Source organism: Streptomyces pactum (genome assembly GCF_002005225.1).
Lineage (GTDB): Bacteria > Actinomycetota > Actinomycetes > Streptomycetales > Streptomycetaceae > Streptomyces > Streptomyces pactum_A.
Window position 1 is genome coordinate 2842342 of the sequence record NZ_CP019724.1, and the last position, 13470, is coordinate 2855811.

At 70.0% G+C, this 13470-nt stretch carries 14 protein-coding genes and 2 pseudogenes; 5 read left to right on the plus strand and 11 right to left on the minus strand.

Features of this window, described 5'->3' with window-relative positions; all coding sequences use genetic code 11:
• Window positions 1-117: 117 nt before the first annotated feature.
• Both B1H29_RS11625 and B1H29_RS11630 read right to left on the minus strand, forming a co-directional pair.
• Entirely contained in the window at window positions 118-966 is an 849-nt protein-coding gene (locus B1H29_RS11625) for a 3-hydroxyacyl-CoA dehydrogenase family protein (protein ID WP_055421913.1), read from the minus strand.
• Between the two features lie 136 nt (window positions 967-1102).
• A pseudogene (locus tag B1H29_RS11630) lies at window positions 1103-1225 on the minus strand (TetR/AcrR family transcriptional regulator); the annotation flags it as partial.
• Between B1H29_RS11630 and B1H29_RS11635 the strand changes: the two are divergent.
• A pseudogene (locus B1H29_RS11635) lies at window positions 1223-1474 on the plus strand (ABC transporter permease); the annotation flags it as partial. The pseudogenes B1H29_RS11630 and B1H29_RS11635 sit on opposite strands and share 3 nt — an antisense overlap.
• A 13-nt stretch (window positions 1475-1487) precedes the next feature.
• Window positions 1488-2060, plus strand: coding sequence for a cob(I)yrinic acid a,c-diamide adenosyltransferase (locus B1H29_RS11640; protein WP_055421915.1), 573 nt, complete (start codon window positions 1488-1490; stop codon window positions 2058-2060).
• Here B1H29_RS11640 and B1H29_RS11645 read toward each other — a convergent pair.
• Entirely contained in the window at window positions 2057-2251 is a 195-nt protein-coding gene (locus tag B1H29_RS11645; protein ID WP_055421916.1) for a DUF5708 family protein, read from the minus strand. The two genes, B1H29_RS11640 and B1H29_RS11645, sit on opposite strands and share 4 nt — an antisense overlap.
• The gene (locus tag B1H29_RS11650; protein ID WP_055421917.1) at window positions 2248-2838 is read right to left on the minus strand and encodes a hypothetical protein; all 591 of its coding nucleotides are present in this window, start codon (window positions 2836-2838) and stop codon (window positions 2248-2250) included. The genes B1H29_RS11645 and B1H29_RS11650 overlap by 4 nt, the downstream gene beginning before the upstream one ends.
• A gap of 152 nt (window positions 2839-2990) precedes the next feature.
• On the opposite strand from B1H29_RS11650, the gene B1H29_RS11655 reads away from it, so the two are divergent.
• From B1H29_RS11655 to B1H29_RS11665, 3 genes are all read left to right on the plus strand, one after another.
• On the plus strand, window positions 2991-4187 hold the full coding sequence (locus tag B1H29_RS11655) for a sensor histidine kinase (protein ID WP_055421918.1): 1197 nt from the start codon (window positions 2991-2993) through the stop codon (window positions 4185-4187).
• Window positions 4184-4825: a response regulator gene (locus B1H29_RS11660; protein WP_055421919.1), complete on the plus strand. Its 642-nt coding sequence runs from the start codon at window positions 4184-4186 to the stop codon at window positions 4823-4825. The genes B1H29_RS11655 and B1H29_RS11660 overlap by 4 nt, the downstream gene beginning before the upstream one ends.
• Window positions 4826-4961: 136 nt before the next feature.
• Complete coding sequence (locus tag B1H29_RS11665) at window positions 4962-6788, plus strand: glycoside hydrolase family 18 chitinase (RefSeq protein ID WP_055421920.1); 1827 nt, start codon at window positions 4962-4964, stop codon at window positions 6786-6788.
• Between the two features lie 74 nt (window positions 6789-6862).
• Here the strand turns inward: B1H29_RS11665 and B1H29_RS11670 are convergent, their stop codons facing one another.
• From B1H29_RS11670 to B1H29_RS11700, 7 genes are all read right to left on the minus strand, one after another.
• Window positions 6863-7309 (minus strand): DUF2550 domain-containing protein, encoded by a 447-nt coding sequence (locus B1H29_RS11670; protein ID WP_055421921.1) that lies wholly within the window; start codon window positions 7307-7309, stop codon window positions 6863-6865.
• A 142-nt stretch (window positions 7310-7451) separates the two neighbouring features.
• Window positions 7452-7826, minus strand: coding sequence for a F0F1 ATP synthase subunit epsilon (locus tag B1H29_RS11675; protein WP_055421922.1), 375 nt, complete (start codon window positions 7824-7826; stop codon window positions 7452-7454).
• Between the two features lie 130 nt (window positions 7827-7956).
• Window positions 7957-9393, minus strand: a complete 1437-nt coding sequence (gene atpD, locus B1H29_RS11680) for a F0F1 ATP synthase subunit beta (protein ID WP_055421923.1) — start codon at window positions 9391-9393, stop codon at window positions 7957-7959.
• Window positions 9393-10310, minus strand: a complete 918-nt coding sequence (locus tag B1H29_RS11685) for a F0F1 ATP synthase subunit gamma (protein ID WP_055421924.1) — start codon at window positions 10308-10310, stop codon at window positions 9393-9395. Before B1H29_RS11685 ends, atpD begins: the two co-directional genes overlap by 1 nt.
• Window positions 10311-10331: 21 nt before the next feature.
• Window positions 10332-11939, minus strand: coding sequence for a F0F1 ATP synthase subunit alpha (gene atpA, locus B1H29_RS11690; RefSeq protein WP_055421925.1), 1608 nt, complete (start codon window positions 11937-11939; stop codon window positions 10332-10334).
• 156 nt (window positions 11940-12095) lie between these two features.
• The gene (locus B1H29_RS11695; RefSeq protein ID WP_055421926.1) at window positions 12096-12911 is read right to left on the minus strand and encodes a F0F1 ATP synthase subunit delta; all 816 of its coding nucleotides are present in this window, start codon (window positions 12909-12911) and stop codon (window positions 12096-12098) included.
• Window positions 12908-13465, minus strand: coding sequence for a F0F1 ATP synthase subunit B (locus B1H29_RS11700; RefSeq protein WP_079160739.1), 558 nt, complete (start codon window positions 13463-13465; stop codon window positions 12908-12910). Before B1H29_RS11700 ends, B1H29_RS11695 begins: the two co-directional genes overlap by 4 nt.
• Window positions 13466-13470: the final 5 nt, after the last annotated feature.

The following is a 13470-nucleotide window of genomic DNA, read 5'->3' on the forward strand; positions in this document are numbered from 1 at the left end:
CGGCGATATCAGGTGTTGCAACCTCTGACTGGCCGAAACGATCGGAGGTTGCCGCCTGTAAGCGAACCGATACCGAATTCACCCCGGCGTGTGACGTTTCCCGGGGTCGATGCGTTCTCAGTGCTTGTAGAAGCCCTGCCCGCTCTTGCGGCCGATGTCACCGGCGTCCACCATCCGGCGCATCAGCTCCGGCGGGGCGAACTTCTCGTCCTGGGACTCGGTGTAGATGTTGCCGGTGGCGTGCAGCAGGATGTCGACGCCCGTCAGGTCGGCGGTGGCCAGGGGCCCCATGGCGTGGCCGAAGCCCAGCTTGCAGGCGAGGTCGATGTCCTCGGCGGTGGCGACGCCCGACTCGTAGAGCTTCGCGGCCTCGACGACGAGGGCGGAGATGAGGCGGGTGGTGACGAAGCCGGCGACGTCGCGGTTGACGACGATGCAGGTCTTGCCGGTGGACTCGGCGAACTCCCGTGCGGTGGCGAGCGTTTCGTCGCTGGTCTTGTAGCCGCGGACCAGCTCGCACAACTGCATCATCGGGACCGGCGAGAAGAAGTGGGTGCCGACGACCCGCTCGGGGCGCTCCGTCACGGCCGCGATCTTGGTGATCGGGATGGCGGAGGTGTTGGACGCGAGGATCGCCTCGTCCTTCACCAGTTCGTCGAGGGCGCGGAAGATCTCGTGCTTGACTTCCAGCTTCTCGAAGACGGCCTCGACGACGACGTCCGCGTCGGCCACGGCGTCCAGGTCGGTGGTCGCGGTGATGCGCGCGAGCGCGGCCTCGGCGTCGTCGGCGGCGAGCTTCCCCTTGGCGACGAACTTGTCGTACGAGGCCCTGATGCCGTCGGCGCCGCGCCGGAGCGCCTCGTCGGTGACGTCGCGCAGGACGACCTCCCAGCCCGCCTGGGCGGAGACCTGGGCGATTCCGGACCCCATGAGGCCGGCTCCGATGACGGCGAGCTTCCCTGCCACTGTGCGACTCCCCTGATACGCGCTGATTCTCTTCTCTCGGCCGGAGATTAGCGGGCGTGAGCCGCTGTGTGACCGGTTAGTAACGCGCGTCACGTCTCAGATGACGGACATCACACCGGGGTGTGTCATTCGGGTGTCAGGCCGCGCCTCGTACGGCGTAGTTGAGCACCTTCTCGCTCAACAGCTCCTCCATCTCGTCCAGCAGCGAAAGGACGTCGCGGGAGACCTCCGACGGCTTCCCGCCGGCGACCATAGGCCGACGGTCAACGCGCTGACGATGCCGTCGATGCTGCTGTCCGGCCTGATGCTCCCGATGACCCTGGGACCGGCCTGGCTGGACGTGCTCTCACATCTCATGCCGTTCCGCTATCTGGTGGACGCGGTCCGGGACGCGTACGTCGGCAGCTACGCGACGACGCACATGCTGTACGGCGTCCTGGTCGCCGTCGCCCTCACCGCGCTGGCCGTGACGGTGGGCACACGCGTGTTCCGGACCGCCGGAGCGTAACTACGCTGGCCCCATGGTCAACCTGACGCGCATCTACACCCGGACCGGCGACCAGGGCACCACCGCCCTCGGTGACATGAGCCGGGTCCCCAAGACCGACCTGCGGATCTCCGCCTACGCCGACGCCAACGAGGCGAACGCGGTGATCGGCACCGCGATCGCCCTCGGCGGTCTGCACGAGGAGGTCGTCAAGGTCCTCGTCCGCGTCCAGAACGACCTGTTCGACGTGGGCGCGGACCTGTCGACGCCGGTGGTGGAGAACCCGGAGTACCCGCCGCTGCGGGTCGAGCAGTTCTACGTCGACAAGCTGGAGGCGGACTGCGACCGCTTCCTGGCCGAGGTGGAGAAGCTCCGCTCCTTCATCCTGCCCGGCGGCACGCCCGGCGCGGCCCTGCTGCACCAGGCGTGCACGGTGGTCCGGCGGGCCGAGCGCTCCACGTGGGCGGCGCTGGAGGTGCACGGCGAGTCGATGAACCCGCTCACCGCGACCTACCTGAACCGCCTCTCCGACCTGCTCTTCATCCTCGCCCGCGTGGCCAACAAGGAGGTCGGGGACGTGCTGTGGGTGCCGGGCGGGGAGCGCTAGCCGCGTCGCCGGCGCGCCGACCGGAACAGGCCCCAGGCGGTCTGCGCGCCACCGACGCACATCATCACGACCCCGGCCTTCGTCGGGTCGACGACGGGCACCGCGACGTCCCCGGCGAACAGCCGGAGGGCGAGGCCGGCCACGAAGGTGGCCCCGCCCTCCCACAGGTTCCGCTCCGGCGGGTACCTCATCGGCGCGCGCCCTCCGTCTCCCCCGCCGCCTCGGACACGGCCTGCTCCGTGCCCGCCGGGGCCTTCTTCGGCCAGACCAGGTAGCCGAGGGCCACCAGGCCGTGGATGGCGGCGACCCTGACGGCCACCCACTGGAAGGCCCGCAGCGACGACACGTCACCCCCGTCGCCGACGTACCAGACGGCGCCCTGGAGCAGCGCGCACGCCACGGCCGCGCCCAGCAGCGTGCGCAGCCACAGCCGGCCCTCGTGCCGGGCCCGGGCCTTGCCGTAGCGCGGGGGCTTCGGCGGTGGCGGACCGCCGGCCAGGCGGTGGGCCGCGTGGCCGTCGAGCCAGCGGATCGTGTAGTGGCCGTACGCGACCGTGTAGCCGATGTACAGCGCCGCCAGGCCGTGTTCCCAGCCCGGCTCGGCGCCGTTCTTCAGGTCGATCGCCGTCGCGGCGAACAGCACCAGTTCCAGTACCGGCTCGCACAGCAGCAGGAACACGCCGGTACGGCGCCATTTCAGCAGGTAACGGGCGGCCAGTCCGAGCGCCAGCAGCACCCAGAAGCCGACCTCGCAGGCGATGATCAACGCGACGACCACGACGCACTCCCTTCGTTCACCCTTCCAGGCTCCCGTCGGAACCCGCCCCGTTCGTCGTCGCCGGTGACGAACCTCCGGTACATCGAAAGATGCAGTACCGGACCGTTCCGCGGGATCAGGCGGACGGGCCGCGCGCCGTGTTGGATGGTGGCATGGCCGTACGACTCCCCCGCCCGCGCCGCTTCGACGTGTACGCCGCGTCGGCGGGACTGCTGGGCGGGCTGCTGCTGTGGGGCATCGGGCTGGGCGTGCGGCCGGCCGACGAGCCGGTGGTGCTGTTCGACGGCCGCTGGCCGCTGCTGGTGCCGCTCGCCGTCATGGCGGGCTGCGAACTGCTGCGCCGGGCCGCGCCCCGCACCGGGCTGCTGGTCGGCACCGCCGCGCTGATCGCGGACACGCTCACGCAGGGCAGCCTGGTCACGCTGATCATGTACACCGACCTGATGTACGCCGCCGTGCTGTACGGTCCGCCCGCCTCGGCCCGCCGCATCCCGTGGATCACCGGGCTGCTCACCGTGGCCGGCACGGTCGTGCCGTTCGCGCTGTGGCGGGTACCCGAGGCGCTGCTCATCGGTGTCGCCGTCGGCGTCGTGTCCTTCGCGCCCGCCTCCACGGGGCTCATCGTCCGCAACCACCGCGAGGCCGCCGACGCCGCCCTGCTGCGGGCCGAGCAGACCGCGCTGCTCGCGGAGATGGACCGGGCGCAGGCGGTGACCGCGGAGCGCTCCCGGATGGCCCGCGAGCTGCACGACATGGTCGCCAACCACCTCTCCGCGATCGCCATCCACTCCACGGCCGCGCTCTCGCTGGACGACCCGGCGACCACCCGGCAGGCGCTCGGCGTCATCCGCGAGAACAGCGTCGAGGGCCTGGCCGAGATGCGACGGCTGATCGGCATCCTGCGGGACGACGCCGGGGACGGGGAACCGGCCGCCGCCCCCACCCTCGACAGCCTCGGCGCGCTGGTCGAGGGGGCCCGCGCCAACGGACTCGACGTCGTCCTGGAGACGGTGTCCGGCGAAGGGCTGCCCGCACCGGTCGAGCTGGCCGCGTACCGGATCGTCCAGGAGTCGCTCACCAACGCGCTCAAGCACGCCTCGCGGGGGACGGTACGAGTCGGGCTCAGCCGGCGCGACGACGTCCTGCGCGTCCGGGTGACCAGCCCGTACGGCGACCGGGAGGCCCCGCGCGCGCCCGGCTCGGGCGCCGGTCTGGTCGGCATGCGGGAGCGGGCCGCGCTGCTGCACGGCACGTTCGAGGCCGGGCCGGTGGCGGACCCCGACTCGACGGGCGGCAAGATCTGGACCGTACGGGCCACCCTGCCCCTGACCGAAGGAGACCTCGCATGATCCGCGTCCTCGTCGCCGAGGACCAGTCCGCCGTCCGCGCGGGACTGGTGCTCATCCTGGGCAGCGCGCCGGACATCGAGGTGGTCGGGGAGGCGGCGGACGGCGAGCGCGCGGTGGAGCTGGCCCGGGAGCTGCGGCCCGACGTGGTGCTGATGGACGTCCAGATGCCGCGCCTGGACGGGGTGTCGGCGACCCGGCGGGTGGTCGCCGAGCGACTCGCCGACGTGCTCGTGCTGACCACGTTCGACCTGGACGAGTACGTGTTCGGGGCACTGCGGGCGGGGGCCGCCGGGTTCCTGCTGAAGAACACGGAGGCGACGGACCTCCTCGCCGCCGTGCGCACGGTGGCGGGCGGCGAGGGGATCGTCGCTCCGGCCGTCACCCGGCGGCTGATCGCCGAGTTCGCCGCGAAGCCGGTCCGGGAGCCGGCCGCCGATCCCGCGGTCCTCGAGGGTCTCACCCGGCGCGAGCGCGAGGTGCTGTCCTGTCTCGGTGAGGGGCTGTCCAACGCGGCGGTCGCCGAGCGGCTGGACATGGCCGAGGCCACGGTGAAAACGCACGTCAGCCGCCTGCTGGGCAAGCTGGAGCTGCGCAGCCGGGTGCAAGCGGCGGTACTCGCGCAGGAGTTGGGGATCTAGCTCCGCCCCCTGGCCGCATCGGGCCGCACTGGTCCAGACCTATTGACCTATGGTCCAGACCTTTCTATTCTCGCGGCACTGCGGGCATGAGGCTCAGTCATGCCCACAACAACAACCCCACATAAGGAGGCGCAGCATGCGCTTCAGACACAGAGTCGCGGCACTGGTCGCGACACTGTCGCTCCCGCTGGCCGGTCTGGTCGGCCTGGCGAGTCCCGCCCAGGCCGCGACGAGTGCGACGGCCACCTTCACCAAGACCTCGGACTGGGGCACCGGCTTCGGCGGCAACTGGACGGTGAAGAACACCGGCACCACGACGCTCAACTCCTGGACCGTGGAGTGGGACTTCCCCTCCGGCACCAAGGTGACCTCCGCCTGGGACGCCACGGTCACCAACTCCGGTGACCACTGGACCGCCAAGAACGTCGGCTGGAACGGCACCCTCGCCCCCGGGGCGTCCGTTTCCTTCGGCTTCAACGGCAGCGGACCCGGCTCCCCGTCCAACTGCAAGCTCAACGGCGGCAGTTGCGACGGCACCTCGGTCCCCGGCGACGAGGCCCCCTCCGCGCCCGGTACCCCCACCGCCTCGGGCATCACCGACACCTCGGTGAAGCTGTCCTGGTCGGCGGCGACCGACGACGAGGGCGTCAAGAACTACGACGTCCTGCGCGACGGCGCCAAGGTCGCCACGGTCACCGGCACCACCTACACCGACACCGGCCTGACCGCCGGCACCGACTACTCCTACACCGTCCAGGCCCGCGACACCGCCGACCAGACCGGTCCGGTCAGCGGCGCGGTCAAGGTCCGCACCACCGGCGGCGACGACGGCGGCAACCCGGGCACCGGCGACGAGGTCAAGCTCGGCTACTTCACCAACTGGGGCGTCTACGGGCGCAACTACCACGTCAAGAACCTGGTCACCTCCGGCTCCGCCGAGAAGATCACGCACATCAACTACGCCTTCGGCAACGTCCAGGGCGGCAAGTGCACCATCGGTGACGCCTACGCCGACTACGACAAGGCCTACACCGCCGACCAGTCCGTCGACGGCGTCGCCGACACCTGGGACCAGCCGCTGCGCGGCAACTTCAACCAGCTCCGCAAGCTGAAGGCCGAGTACCCGCACATCAAGGTGCTGTTCTCCTTCGGCGGCTGGACCTGGTCCGGCGGCTTCCCCGACGCCGTGAAGAACCCGGCCGCCTTCGCGAAGTCCTGCCACGACCTGGTCGAGGACCCGCGCTGGGCCGACGTCTTCGACGGCATCGACCTGGACTGGGAGTACCCGAACGCCTGTGGCCTGAGCTGCGACACCACCAGTGCCCCGAACGCCTTCAGCACCATGATGAAGGCCATGCGCGCCGAGTTCGGCGACGACCTGGTCACCGCGGCCGTCACCGCCGACGCGTCCGACGGCGGCAAGATCGAAGCGGCCGACTACGGCGCCGCCGCGCAGTACATCGACTGGTACAACGTGATGACGTACGACTTCTTCGGCGCCTGGGCGAAGAACGGCCCCACCGCCCCGCACTCGCCCCTGACCTCGTACGACGGCATCCCGCAGCAGGGCTTCAACTCCGCCGAGGCGATCGCCGCGTTCAAGGCGGCGGGCGTGCCCTCCGACAAGCTGCTCCTCGGCATCGGCTTCTACGGCCGCGGCTGGACCGGCGTCACCCAGTCCGCGCCCGGCGGCACGGCGACCGGCCCGGCGGCGGGCACGTACGAGGCGGGCATCGAGGACTACAAGGTCCTCAGGAACAGCTGCCCGGCCACCGGCACCGTCGCCGGCACCGCGTACGCGCACTGCGGCAGCAACTGGTGGTCCTACGACACCCCGGCCACCGTCAAGTCGAAGATGGACTGGGCCGAGCAGCAGAAGCTCGGCGGCGCCTTCTTCTGGGAGTTCAGCGGCGACACCGCGAACGGCGAGCTGGTGAGCGCCATCGACAGCGGTCTGAAGTAGTCCCCGCAGGCCTGACACACAACGACGCTCCTTCGGACCTCGTCCGGGGGAGCGTCCCCAGTGAGCGGATGCGGCTAGGCCACGTTCACTCGCTGTCCGGGCGGGGCCGCTTCCAGCCACGCGAGGAATCCGGTCAGCGCGTCCTCGCTCATCGCCAGCTCGAGACGCGTGCCCCGGTGCAGACAGGCCAGGACGACGGCGTCGGAGAGCAGCGCCAGCTCCTCCTCGCCGTCGGGGAGCCGGCGTCCGGCCACCTCGATCGCGGAGCGCTCCAGAACGCGGCGCGGGCGCGGGGAGTACGAGAAGACGCGGTACCACTCGACCCGGTCGCCGTGGTAGCGGGCCACCCCGTAGGACCAGCCCTTGCCGCCCCCGTCGCCCTCTTCGGGGGCATCCCAGCGCAGGGAGCAGTCGAAGGTGCCGCCCGATCGCTGGATCAGCCGGCGGCGCAGACCGAAGACGAAGAGCCCGAGCACCACCAGGGCGACGACAATTCCGCACACAGTCAGAGCGAGGGCCATCGACACCGACCTCCTCGTCTCCTAGGTAACGGAACGGAAAAAACACCCGGATCTGCCTCAGCCGCGGCCGGGTCCGGATCGCTCCGGTCCCAGCCGCGGCTGAGTGACGTCATGGCACGACGCTATCGCACAGTGCTGTGGATCAGCGTCCCGCCACCGCGCGCAGTCGGACGTCCGCGCGACGCTCGGCGTGGGCGTCGCCCTCCGCCTTCGCGCGCTCGAGCTTGCGCTCCGCGCGGTGGACGTCGATCTCGTCCGCCAGCTCGGCGGTCTCGGCGAGCAGCGACAGCTTGTTGTCGCCGAACGAGATGAAACCGCCGTGCACGGCGGCGACGACCGTCCCACCGTCACTCGTACGGATGGTCACCGGGCCCGACTCCAGCACACCGAGCAGCGGCTGGTGACCGGGCATGACGCCGATGTCGCCGGACGTGGTGCGCGCGACGACCAGGGTGGCCTCGCCGGACCAGACCTCTCGGTCGGCCGCGACCAGCGCGACGTGCAGCTCAGCAGCCAAGGTGGCTCCTCGGGTCACCACCCGGCGGGAGAGCCGGGTGTTGGTTACAAGTCTAAGGGGCGTGACGGAGGGGGCGGGACGCGCCCGCCCCCTCCGGTGTGAGCCCTGGGGCTCACGGTGAGCGCGAGGCTCAGGAGACGCCGAGCTCCTTCGCGTTCTTCTTCAGGTCCTCGATGCCACCGCACATGAAGAACGCCTGCTCCGGGAAGTGGTCGTACTCACCGTCGCAGATCGAGTTGAACGCGGCGATCGACTCGTCCAGCGGCACGTCCGAACCGTCCACGCCGGTGAACTGCTTGGCGACGTGGGTGTTCTGGGACAGGAAGCGCTCCACGCGACGGGCACGGTGGACGACGAGCTTGTCCTCCTCGCCGAGCTCGTCGATACCGAGGATCGCGATGATGTCCTGCAGGTCCTTGTACTTCTGCAGGATGCTCTTCACGCGCATCGCGGCCTGGTAGTGGTCCGCCGCGATGTACCGCGGGTCGAGGATGCGGGACGTCGAGTCCAGCGGGTCCACGGCCGGGTAGATGCCCTTCTCGGAGATCGGACGGGAGAGCACCGTCGTCGCGTCGAGGTGGGCGAAGGTGGTGGCCGGGGCCGGGTCGGTCAGGTCGTCCGCGGGGACGTAGATCGCCTGCATCGAGGTGATCGAGTGACCGCGGGTCGAGGTGATGCGCTCCTGGAGGAGGCCCATCTCGTCGGCCAGGTTCGGCTGGTAGCCCACCGCGGAGGGCATGCGGCCGAGCAGGGTCGACACCTCGGAGCCCGCCTGGGTGAAGCGGAAGATGTTGTCGATGAAGAACAGCACGTCCTGCTTCTGGACGTCACGGAAGTACTCGGCCATGGTCAGGCCGGCCAGCGCGACGCGCAGACGGGTGCCCGGCGGCTCGTCCATCTGACCGAAGACCAGCGCGGTCTTGTCGATGACGCCGGACTCGCTCATCTCGTCGATGAGGTCGTTGCCCTCACGGGTGCGCTCACCGACACCGGCGAACACGGACACACCGTCGTGGTTGTTGGCGACGCGGTAGATCATCTCCTGGATGAGCACCGTCTTGCCGACACCGGCACCGCCGAACAGACCGATCTTGCCGCCCTTGACGTACGGGGTCAGCAGGTCGATGACCTTGACGCCGGTCTCGAACATCTCGGTCTTCGACTCGAGCTCGTCGAAGTTCGGCGCCTTGCGGTGGATCGGCCAGCGCTCACCGTCGTAGGTCTCGTCGACGTTCAGCACCTCACCGAGGGTGTTGAACACCTTGCCCTTGGTGAAGTCGCCGACGGGGACGGAGATGGCCGTGCCCGTGTCGGTCACCGGGGCCTGGCGGACCAGACCGTCGGTGGGCTGCATGGAGATGGTGCGGACCAGGCCGTCACCCAGGTGCTGGGCGACCTCCAGGGTCAGCGTCTTCAGTTCGCCCGCCTGCGCCGGGTCGGCGACCTCGACGTGGAGGGCGTTGTAGATCTCCGGCATCGCGTCGACGGGGAACTCCACGTCGACGACCGGGCCGATGACCCGGGCGACGCGGCCCGTAGCCGTCGCGGTCTCAACAGTGGTGGTCATTAGTTGTCACTCCCCGCGTTCGCGTCGGCCAGGGCACTGGCGCCACCGACGATCTCGCTGATTTCCTGGGTGATTTCGGCCTGGCGGGCCGCGTTGGCAAGACGGGAGAGCGTGTTGATCAGCTCGCCCGCGTTGTCGGTGGCCGACTTCATCGCGCGCCGCGTGGCGGCGTGCTTGGAGGCGGCCGACTGGAGCAGCGCGTTGTAGATACGGCTCTCGACGTAGCGCGGCAGCAGGGCGTCGAGGACGTCCTCCGCCGAAGGCTCGAAGTCGTACAGCGGAAGGATCTCGTCCTTCGCCGTGGACTCCTGGGCGACCTCGTCGAGGCTCAGCGGCAGCAGCCGGGAGTCGACCGCCGTCTGCGTCATCATCGAGACGAACTCGGTGTAGACGATGTGGAGCTCGTCCACGCCGCCCTCCGCCGTCTCCTTCTCGATGGCCTCGATCAGCGGCGCCGCCACCTTCTTGGCGTCCGCGTACGAGGGCTCGTCGGTGAAGCCCGCGAACGACTCCGCGACCTTGCGGTCACGGAAGTTGTAGTGGGCGACGCCGCGCCGGCCGACGATGTACGCGTCGACCTGCCTGCCCTCGCGCTCGAGGCGCTCGGTCAGTTGCTCCGCCGCCTTGATGGCGTTGGAGTTGAAGGCGCCGGCCAGGCCGCGGTCGCTCGTGAGGAGCAGGACCGCGGCACGGGTCGGGTTCTCCGCCTCCGTGGTGAGCGCGTGCTTGGTGTTCGACCCGGTACCGACCGCCGTGACCGCGCGGGTGAGCTCCTGCGCGTACGGCGTGGAGGCCGCCACCTTGCGCTGCGCCTTGACGACGCGCGAGGCGGCGATCATCTCCATCGCCTTGGTGATCTTCTTGGTCGCGGTGACGGATCGGATGCGACGCTTGTAGACCCGGAGCTGGGCTCCCATGAGTCAGGTCCCTTCCTTACGTCACTTGGAGGCGCTGGTCGCCTTCGGCGTGGCCGTAGCGTCCTCGCCGAGCAGCTTGCCGTCCGAGGTCTCGAACTGCTTCTTGAACGCGGCGATCGCCTCGGCAATGGCCTGCAGGGTGTCGTCGGACATCTTGGCGCCCTCGCGGATGGAGGTCATCAGGCCCTGCTCCTGGCGGTGCAGGTACTCGAGGAGCTCCTTCTCGAAGCGGCGGATGTCGGCGACCGGCACCTCGTCCATCTTGCCGGTGGTGCCGGCCCAGACGGAGACGACCTGGTCCTCGGTGGGCATCGGCTCGTACTGGTCCTGCTTCAGCAGCTCGACCATGCGCTGGCCGCGCTCCAACTGCGCCTTCGACGCGGCGTCCAGGTCGGAACCGAAGGCGGCGAACGCCTCCATCTCACGGAACTGGGCGAGGTCCACGCGCAGTCGGCCGGAGACCTGCCGCAGGGCCTTGTGCTGGGCGGAGCCACCGACGCGGGAGACCGAGATACCGACGTTCAGAGCCGGACGCTGACCGGCGTTGAACAGGTCGGACTCCAGGAAGCACTGTCCGTCGGTGATGGAGATGACGTTGGTCGGGATGAACGCCGAGACGTCGTTGGCCTTGGTCTCGACGATCGGCAGACCCGTCATCGAACCGGCGCCCTCGGCGTCGGAGAGCTTCGCGCAGCGCTCCAGCAGGCGGGAGTGCAGGTAGAAGACGTCACCGGGGTAGGCCTCGCGGCCCGGCGGGCGGCGCAGCAGCAGCGACACGGCGCGGTAGGCGTCGGCCTGCTTCGACAGGTCGTCGAAGATGATCAGGACGTGCTTGCCCTCGTACATCCACTGCTGGCCGATGGCCGAGCCGGTGTACGGCGCCAGGTACTTGAAGCCGGCCGGGTCGGACGCCGGGGCGGCCACGATGGTCGTGTACTCCAGCGCGCCGTTCTCCTCCAGCGCGCCGCGGACCGACGCGATGGTGGAGCCCTTCTGGCCGATGGCGACGTAGATGCAGCGGACCTGCTTGCTCGGGTCGCCGGTGCGCCAGTTGTCACGCTGGTTGATGATCGTGTCGACGGCCAGCGCGGTCTTGCCGGTCTGGCGGTCGCCGATGACGAGCTGACGCTGGCCACGGCCGATCGGAGTCATGGCGTCGACGGCCTTGTAGCCCGTCTCCATCGGCTCGTGCACCGACTTGCGCTGCATGACGGTGGGGGCCTGCAGCTCGAGGGCGCGGCGGCCCTCGGTCTCGATCTCGCCGAGGCCGTCGATCGGGTTGCCGAGGGGGTCGACCACGCGGCCGAGGTAGCCCTCGCCCACGGCGACCGACAGGACCTCGCCGGTGCGGGTGACCGGCTGGCCCTCCTCGACGCCGCTGAACTCACCGAGGATGACGCAACCGATCTCGCGCTCCTCGAGGTTCAGGGCGAGGCCGAGGGTGCCGTCCTCGAACTTCAGCAGTTCGTTGGCCATGGCCGAGGGGAGGCCCTCGACCTTCGCGATGCCGTCGCCGGCAAGGGTGACCGTACCGACCTCCTCGCGCGAGGCCGCGTCCGGCTTGTACGACTGGACGAAGTTCTCCAGCGCGTCCCGGATCTCCTCCGGCCGGATCGTGAGCTCCGCCATCTGAGTTCCCTGCTCTCCTTGTTGGGCCCGAAGTTTCACTTGGGGGGTATTCCACGAGTCGGGGACTCCCCCCAAAAAGAGGTGAATCCTCTGCACGGCCCAACCAGGGCCGTCGTAACTACGTAGTGCTTGCTGTGCTGTTGTCGCGCGAAAGCGTCAGCTCGCCAGTCGGCGGCCTGCGTCCTCCAGGCGGTCCGCGATGGAACCGTTGATGACCTCGTCACCGACCTGCACCCGGATTCCGCCGAGGACCCGGGGGTCCACGTCGAGGTTGAGGTGCATCGGGCGGCCGTAGACCTTCGCGAGGGCCGCGCCGAGGCGCCGCTTCTGCGTGTCGCTCAGCGGTACCGCCGAGGTGACGACGGCGACCATGCGGTCCCGCCGGTCGGCGGCGAGCTTGGACAGGGATTCGAGTCCCGACTCCAGGCTACGTCCCCGCGGCGCGGTGACAAGCCGCGTCACCAGACGCTCGGTGGTCACGTCCGCCCGGCCGCCGAGCAGGCTGCGCAGCAGCTCACTCTTGGCCGGGGTGGTGGCCGAGCGGTTGGTCAGCGCGGCGCGCAGCTCGGTGTTCGAGGAGACGATCCGGCCGAACCGGAACAGCTCGTCCTCGACGTTGTCGAGCCGGCCCGCCTTCTGCGCGGCGGTGAGGTCGGCGGTGTCCGCCAGCTCCTCCAGCGCGTCCACCAGGTCGCGTGACTGCGACCAGCGGGAGCGCACCATGCCGGCCACCAGGTCAGCGGCGGGGCCGCTGACCTGGGTGCCGAGGAGGCGCTGGGCGAGCTCCGCCTTGGCCTCGCCGGCCTGCGCCGGGTCGGTGAGGGCCCGACGCAGCGACACCTCGCGGTGGAGCAGCGCGGTGACGGAGGCCAGCTCGTCGGCGAGCGAGCCGGCGTCCACGGACGTGGAGTCCGTCAGCGCGTCGAGACGCTCGCGTGCGGCAGCCAGGGCCTCGCGGCTCGCTCCGTTCATCGGGTTGCCTCTGCCTTCGTCGCCTTGTCGTCCAGCTCGTCCAGGAAGCGGTCGATGACGCGGCTCTGCCGGGCGTGGTCCTCGAGGGACTCGCCGACGAGCTTGCCGGCCAGCTGAGTGGCCAACTGTCCGACGTCCTGGCGCAGCGCGGACGCGGCGGCCTTGCGGTCGGCCTGGATCTGGGCGTGACCGGCGGCGATGATCTCCTCACGCTGCCGCTGGCCTTCCGCGCGCATCTCGGCGATGAGCGTGGCGCCCTGCTCCTGCGCCTCCTGGCGCAGGCGCGCGGCCTCGTGCCGGGCCTCGGCGAGCTGGGCCTTGTACTGCTCGAGGACGCTCTGGGCCTCGGTCTGCGCGGCCTCGGCCTTCTCGATACCGCCCTCGATGGCCTCGCGTCGCTGCTCCAGAACCTTGTTGATGTTCGGAAGGAGCTTCTTGCCCAGGACAAAGAAGACGATCGCGAAGGCGATCAGACCGATGATGAGCTCGGGGATCGCCGGGATGAGAGGGTTCTGCGCCTCTTCCTCAGCCGCCAGCGTTACCAGGGGCGAGATCACGT

Bases quoted from the DNA above. Each gene is read 5' to 3' on its own strand.
- B1H29_RS11640 (WP_055421915.1), top strand. From the start codon at position 1,488: ATGGTCAACCTGACGCGCATCTACACCCGGACCGGCGACCAGGGCACC.
- B1H29_RS11645 (WP_055421916.1), bottom strand. From the start codon at position 2,251: ATGAGGTACCCGCCGGAGCGGAACCTGTGGGAGGGCGGGGCCACCTTC.
- B1H29_RS11655 (WP_055421918.1), top strand. From the start codon at position 2,991: ATGGCCGTACGACTCCCCCGCCCGCGCCGCTTCGACGTGTACGCCGCG.
- B1H29_RS11660 (WP_055421919.1), top strand. From the start codon at position 4,184: ATGATCCGCGTCCTCGTCGCCGAGGACCAGTCCGCCGTCCGCGCGGGA.
- B1H29_RS11665 (WP_055421920.1), top strand. From the start codon at position 4,962: ATGCGCTTCAGACACAGAGTCGCGGCACTGGTCGCGACACTGTCGCTC.
- B1H29_RS11670 (WP_055421921.1), bottom strand. From the start codon at position 7,309: ATGGCCCTCGCTCTGACTGTGTGCGGAATTGTCGTCGCCCTGGTGGTG.
- atpD (WP_055421923.1), bottom strand. From the start codon at position 9,393: ATGACCACCACTGTTGAGACCGCGACGGCTACGGGCCGCGTCGCCCGG.
- B1H29_RS11685 (WP_055421924.1), bottom strand. From the start codon at position 10,310: ATGGGAGCCCAGCTCCGGGTCTACAAGCGTCGCATCCGATCCGTCACC.
- atpA (WP_055421925.1), bottom strand. From the start codon at position 11,939: ATGGCGGAGCTCACGATCCGGCCGGAGGAGATCCGGGACGCGCTGGAG.
- B1H29_RS11695 (WP_055421926.1), bottom strand. From the start codon at position 12,911: ATGAACGGAGCGAGCCGCGAGGCCCTGGCTGCCGCACGCGAGCGTCTC.